Origin of the sequence: Azospirillum lipoferum (assembly GCF_024170005.1) — a bacterium.
Taxonomy (GTDB): Bacteria; Pseudomonadota; Alphaproteobacteria; order Azospirillales; family Azospirillaceae; genus Azospirillum; species Azospirillum lipoferum.
Genome location: NZ_JALJXJ010000018.1, coordinates 168,872 through 175,016, shown reverse-complemented (window position 1 = coordinate 175,016; position 6,145 = coordinate 168,872). Strand labels below are relative to the sequence as shown.

The 6,145-nt window shown below is 67.8% G+C and carries 4 protein-coding genes and 1 rRNA gene; 1 reads left to right on the top strand and 4 read right to left on the bottom strand.

Annotated features, from left to right (window positions below):
* Positions 1-95: ribosomal RNA gene (locus tag J2848_RS30880) — 23S ribosomal RNA — on the top strand; the annotation flags it as partial.
* Between the two features lie 143 nt (positions 96-238).
* Here J2848_RS30880 and J2848_RS30875 read toward each other — a convergent pair.
* From J2848_RS30875 to J2848_RS30860, 4 genes are all read right to left on the bottom strand, one after another.
* Positions 239-1,345: a GNAT family N-acetyltransferase gene (locus J2848_RS30875; RefSeq protein WP_149234191.1), complete on the bottom strand. Its 1,107-nt coding sequence runs from the start codon at positions 1,343-1,345 to the stop codon at positions 239-241.
* Positions 1,342-2,346 (bottom strand): NAD(+) synthase, encoded by a 1,005-nt coding sequence (nadE, locus tag J2848_RS30870; RefSeq protein WP_149234192.1) that lies wholly within the window; start codon positions 2,344-2,346, stop codon positions 1,342-1,344. Before nadE ends, J2848_RS30875 begins: the two co-directional genes overlap by 4 nt.
* A 52-nt stretch (positions 2,347-2,398) precedes the next feature.
* Complete coding sequence (asnB, locus tag J2848_RS30865; protein ID WP_149234193.1) at positions 2,399-4,438, bottom strand: asparagine synthase (glutamine-hydrolyzing); 2,040 nt, start codon at positions 4,436-4,438, stop codon at positions 2,399-2,401.
* A 69-nt stretch (positions 4,439-4,507) separates the two neighbouring features.
* Positions 4,508-6,100, bottom strand: a complete 1,593-nt coding sequence (locus tag J2848_RS30860) for a class I adenylate-forming enzyme family protein (protein WP_149234194.1) — start codon at positions 6,098-6,100, stop codon at positions 4,508-4,510.
* Positions 6,101-6,145 lie beyond the last annotated feature (45 nt).

The following is a 6,145-nucleotide window of genomic DNA, read 5'->3' as shown; positions in this document are numbered from 1 at the left end:
AGAGCCGTGACAGACCATCACGTCGATAGGAGGCATGTGGACGGGCAGCAATGTCTGAAGCTAAGCCTTACTAATCGCTCGAGCGGCTTGATCTCACCGGGCGCCATGCACAGCGGTAAACCGCTTCATGGACGATCTGAAGACGCATCCCGTCACTTGAAACCCGATTTTATCGCGATCAGCGAAAAGGCCGCCTCCCTTGTGGGAAGGCGGCCTTTTCGCGTCCGGTATTCCTCTTCTACTCGCCCAATCCCTTGAAACCCATGTCGCTGTCGGCGACGGTGACGAACCAGTTCTTCGGGTCGCCCACCGTCCCGGCAAGCTCCGGCTGGTCGAGCGCCGGCCGCACCATCATGCGGGTCGGCGTGCGCAGGCCGTTCTTCAGGCAGAGGAAGCCCATCATCGACAGCGGCCGTGCCGCATGGGCATTCAGCGTCCGGCACATCAGTGCGACCATCCCCTGCTTGCGCGCCAGTTCCGTCATCAGTGAGAAGGCAGCCATCAGCCAGCCCGGCCGGGCCAGATAGTCGCAGACCACACCGACCGGCTCACCCTTCCAATGGTCGACCCGCAGCACGACATAGGCCAGCACGGTTTCGCCCCGCATGACGTAGAAGCGGCGGAAGCGGTCGGCCTTCGGCGTGAGATCGAAACGCCAGTTCAGGAAGGCCCAGTCGCGTCGGGCGATCACCGGATGCTGCACCGACGCCGATTCCCAAAGGTCGTCGACGCGGTAGTCGAAGCGGTCGATCTCTACCAGCCGGGCGCCGAGCAGCCGGGTCGACAGCCCGTAGCCCATCGAGGCGGAGGCCAACGCCGGCTTGCCCACCCGGGCGACCAGCTTGGCCAGCCCGCCGCCATAGGGGCTGACGCGCAGGCAGCGCAGCGGATCGATCACCCGCAGATAGGTTGGCACATTGCCGAGGTCGAGCCAGCCGCCGCGCTTGTAGGATTTGTAGGCGGCTTCCGTCATCGACAGCGACACGGCAAGGTCGCCGGCGCCGGAATGGGTTTCCGACAGGGCAGGGCCGACGCCGCGCAGGCGCCATTCCGGCGCGACCATCAGGTCGATCGCCCAGGAAGCCCGGCGGTTGCGCTCGCCGACCTTCAGTGCGAAGGGGATGCCGCCCTGCTGGCCGACCACCGCACCATTGCGCTTGCACAGCCAGAGCTGCGGTCCCTCATGCTCCCGTTCCGGCGGTTCTTCGAACAGCCAGTGGAAATGGTCGGGACACAACTGGATCGCGTCGGCGCCGAACTGCGCGCGCTGGAAAGCCTCCAGAGCGGCGCGGTCGCCCGGTTCATACCGGGCGACGCCACGTTGCTTCCAGTCGATGACGCTCATGCCTCATCCCCGACGGACACCGGCTGCACCAGATGGGCATCGCGCAGGATGCGGGCGGAGGTGCGGCGCTTGGCGGTGATGTCCTTGTAGACGCGGTGGACCTGCTGCACGCTCAGGTTCAGCGCCTCCGCGGCTTCTTCCTCGCTGGCGCCGCGGCCATAGGCGCAGAGCGCCAGGTCCAGCTTGTCGTAGGGCAGGGCGTAGTAGAACTCCTCCTGCGACTGCGGCAGGGTGTAGGTGTCGGTGCTGGGCGACTGCGCCTGGATCTCCGCCGGCAGGCCAAGATATTCGGCCATCTGGTAGACCTGCGACTTGTAGAGGTGGGCGATCGGCTTCAGGTCGGCCAAGCCGTCGCCGCCGCGCACGAAGAAGCCCAACTCGTATTCCAGCCGGTTCGGCGTGCCGAGCACGGCGTAGTTCAGGCGGTCGGCATGGGTATACTCGACCGTCTTGCGGATGCGCTGCTTCAGGTTGGTGGCGGCGACGACGTCGAGATAGACGTCCACCGGCATGCGGCTGGTCTGGCGCTCGCCGTCGGGCGATTCGACGGTCAGGGTGAAGTAGTTGACGCGGTCGGCGTCCAGCAGGTTGCCGGCCAGCCCGATCTTCTGCTTCCAGCCCGGACCGAATTCCGGAAACAGCCGGCGGATGGCATTGTCCCGCCGCTCGTAGCAGCCGAGCGCCTCCAGCGGGCCGGTGATGTTCTCCATGACCGGGGTGACGCCGAGATGCTCGCAGAGCAGGGTGCCGAGGCGGGTGCTCTTCGGCGAGTTTTCCTTCTCCGGCATCAGGATGCACAGCACGCGCTCCGGCCCCAGGGCGCGGACGGCGAGCGTGGCGCAGACCGAGCTGTCGATGCCGCCGGACACGCCGAGCACGATGCCCTGGCGGCGCAGATCATGGGCGACGATGCGTTGGATGGCGTCTTCGATCTCGCGCGCCGCCGCCGCGCAATCCAGATCGAGGGCCTTGGAATCGAACGAGGTGAGGGCGTTCAGCATGGTCACGGTTCCCGATGGGGGTTGATGCATCGTCGGAAAAAATCCACGGCGGTCAGGCCGCTGTCGGTTGCGGCGAGGCGGTCCGGATGTCGCCGACCCGGTCCTCCAGCACATGAATTTCGGCACGGTCCAGGGCGGTCCGCTGATCGCGGATGCGCTGGGGCAATTCGTCGTGGACGTAATGGGCCAGCATCTGCAGGGTCAGCGTGCCGACCAGAGCCATTTCCTCCCGCTCTCCGGCCATATTGCCGTTCTGGCGGTGCGCCTTGTCGGCCAGGGCCGAGACGGCGCCGATGTCGGTCAGACCGTAGCGGGCGAGTGCCTCCGGCGACAGCAGGTCGCGGACATAGTCCGGGGCGCCGTCGCCGAACAGAGCCGTCGTCATCGGTGCGCGGTAGGGCCGCTTCGGCCGCTGGAAGATCTCAGCCGGCAGATGGCGGGCAGCCAGCCGGCGTAGCGCCAGCTTGTCGCGCAGGCCCAGCATCTTCACCCGGTCCGGCAGGGCGGCGCAGAGGTCGTCCACTGCCGGATCGAGGAAGGGATAGCGGACCTCGATGCTGTTCGCCATAGCGACGCGGTCACCCTGTGCGGACAGCAGGTAGGGGGTCATGAAGGTGGCGATCTCCGCCCACTGGCTGCGCGCCAGCGGCGACCAGCGCGACCAGCCGTCCGGCAGATGAGCCGCGACATGAGCCTCGAAGGCGGCATCGTCGGCGGTGGCCTGGACGTCGGCCGACAGCAGGCGCTGCGACCAGGCGGTGTTCCGCCAGCGGGTGCGGTGGGCGTAGAAGGTCTCGCCGGTGTCCATCATCCCGCGCTTGAAGAAGGCCTGCCACAGCGGGCTGTCCTTCTGGCCGTTGACGGCGGCGAAGGGATGGACGCGGCCGAGCAGTTTCGGCCGCGCCTTGCTGTCGGGCTGGCGCGCCCAGAAGCGGCGGACCTTGTCCTCCTTGAAGATGTCGTAGCCGGCCAGCCACTCGTCGGCGCCCTCGCCGGACAGCACGACGCGGATGCCGCTCTCGCGCACCAGACGCGACAGCAGGAACAGCGGAGCCGGGGCGGTGCGGACCAGCGGCGTCTCGCCATGGCGGATGACGTCTGGCAAGGCTGCCTGGATGTCCTGTGGGCTGCACAGGATGTCGTGATGCTCGGTGCCGACATGGCCGGCAACCAGCCGCTGCTGCGGCGTCTCGTCGAAGCCGGCGTCGGTGAAGCGGACGCCGAAGCTGTGCATGTGGGTGGTGTCGAGCTTGCGGGCCAGCGCCGCGATCACCGAACTGTCCAACCCGCCGCTGATATAGACGCCGACCGGCACGTCGGCGCGCAGCCGCAGGCGGATGGCGTCGAGCAGCTTCTCCTCCAACCGGTCGGCCGCTTCGTCGAGCGACAGCTTGGCCAGGGACGGATCGGTGGCGAAGTCCGGCTGCCAGTAGCGGTCGACATGCAGCGCCAGGGTGGAGTCGACGCGGATTGCGGTTGCCGCCGGCACGCTCTCCACCCCGGCGAACACGCTGCCGTGCGGCGCGGCGCTCCAGTGGGTGAAGACCTGGGCGAGGCGGGCCGGGTCGAAGGCCGGAGCCACCCGGCCGCCGCCGAACAGGGACTTTGCCTCCGACGCGAAGACCAGATGGTCGCCACACCGGGCGTAGAACAGCGGCAGGATGCCAAGCCGGTCGCGGACCAGCCACAGTTCGCGCCGGGTGGTGTCCCACAGGCAGATGGCGAACTGGCCGTTCAGCTTGGCCCAGGTGGCGGGGCCGTATTCCTCGAAGGCGTGGACGATCACCTCGGTGTCGGTCTGGGTGTAGAAGCGGTGGCCGCGCGCCTCCAACTCCCGCCGCAGTTCGACATGGTTGAAGATCTCGCCGTTGAAGCTGATCCAGAGGGTGCGGTCCTCGTTGTGGATCGGTTGGAAGCCGCCGGCCAGGCCGACGATGCTGAGCCGGGCGTGGGCAAGCCCGATCCGGTCGTCACGGTAGAAGCCGTAACCGTCCGGGCCGCGGTGGCCCAGCATGGCGATCATGCGCTTCAGCTCGTCCAGACCGGCCGGTTCGGCACGCGATCCTGCGAGAACTCCGGCGACACCACACATGAGCGTGCTCTCTGTCCTGGGGTGGGTACTGTTCGTGGTGGTGTTCGGGGGGGGGGCTTTGCCCCCGCCCTAACCCTCCCCCGCCAAGCGGGAGAGGGGACGGATGCTGCCGTCGGACGCGCGGACTTCCTCCATCAGGTCCGCCCGGCGGATCTTGCCGGAGTCGGTCTTCGGCAGGCTGTCGCGGAACTCGATGAATTTCGGGGCGAGGTGACTTTCCAGCCGACCGCGGCAGTGTTGGCGGATCGTCGCTTCCGACAGGGTCACGCCGTCGCGGGGGACGAGGAAGGCCTTGACCGCCAGCCCGTCGGCATCGTCGGGGACGCCGATCACGCAGGCTTCCAGCACGCCGTCCAGCTCGTACAGCGCGTTCTCGACTTCCTTGGGGCTGACCTTCTCGCCGCGGCACTTGAAGACGTCGTCCTTGCGGCTGACGAAGTAGAGGTGCCCTTCGGCATCCTGGGTGAAGAGGTCGCCGGTGAACAGCAGGGTTTCGCCCTGCGGCCCGCGGCGCAGGCGGCGGGCCGTCTCCTCCGGGAGGTTCCAATAGCCGCGCATCACGTTGGCGCCGCGCACCACCAGCTCGCCGACCTGACCGGGAGGAAGGCGCTTGCCCTCCTCGTCGGCGACGAAGGCTTCACAGTTGGGAATGGCGCGTCCGACGGAGGCTGGCTTCAGGTCCAGTTCGGTGGGATCGAGCGTGCTGATGCGCGTGCAGCACTCGGTCATGCCGTACATGGAATGGAAGACGGCCTGGGGAAAGCGTTCACGCAACCGGCTGAGATGGGCGGCCGGCAGCGGCGCGGCGGCATTGGTCAGATAGCGCAGGCTGCCGAGATCGGCGGTCTTCGCCGCCTGCAGCCCCAGCAGGGTGGAGAAGACGGTCGGGACGCCGGGCAGGCCGGTGACGCGGTACTGGACCATGCGCTTCAGCGTCTCCATCGGGAAGGCGAAGGAGCGCTCGAGCACCAGGGTGAAGCCGACGCGGGCGCCGGTCAGCACCTGTGACAGGCCGTAACCGAAGGTCAGCGGCAGGACGCACATCACCACGTCATCGGGGGTGTTCCCCAGATAGGTGGAGATCGCCCAACTGGTGTTGACGTAGTTGGCGTGGGTCAGCATCACGCCCTTCGGCCGGCCGGTGGTGCCGGAGGTGTACATGATCGCCGCCAGATCCTGGTCGATCAGGCCGGGATCGGCCGGCCGGTGGTGCGGAGCGGCCAAGGCGTCGGCGTAGAGCAGCCCGGTGGCGCCATCGGGCAGCCTAGCGCCGACCCATAGGATTGTCGGTGGCGTATCCACCGCCTCTAGCGCTGGCAGGACCTGCCGGGCCAATGCTGCCGGCGCAATCAGGACCCGGACGCCGGCATCGACCAGCAGGTAGGTCAGCTTGTCGGCCTTGGTCGAGGGATTGACGGGCACGAACACGCCGCCGGCCTTCAGCGTGCCGAACAGGCCGGCGACATACTCGATGGAGTTCTCCAGCATCACGGCAACGCGGTCGCCGCGGGCGATTCCCGCCGATTGGAGCGCGCAGGCGACGGCGTCGCTCTCGTGGTCCAGTTCGGCGAAGCTGCGGCGGGCATCCCCGGCGATCAGCGCGGTGCGGGAGGGATCCCGCCCGGCCGTCTCGCAGAGGAACTGGTGAACCAGATGGGCCATGATGCTGTCCTTCTTCGCCCGTCTTTCGGCGCCCGTCTTTGCCGG

What these genes read in the sequence shown, in the direction of transcription:
- nadE (WP_149234192.1), bottom strand. Translation starts at nt 2,346, where the DNA reads ATGCTGAACGCCCTCACCTCGTTCGATTCCAAGGCCCTCGATCTGGAT.
- J2848_RS30860 (WP_149234194.1), bottom strand. Translation starts at nt 6,100, where the DNA reads ATGGCCCATCTGGTTCACCAGTTCCTCTGCGAGACGGCCGGGCGGGAT.
- asnB (WP_149234193.1), bottom strand. Translation starts at nt 4,438, where the DNA reads ATGTGTGGTGTCGCCGGAGTTCTCGCAGGATCGCGTGCCGAACCGGCC.
- J2848_RS30875 (WP_149234191.1), bottom strand. Translation starts at nt 1,345, where the DNA reads ATGAGCGTCATCGACTGGAAGCAACGTGGCGTCGCCCGGTATGAACCG.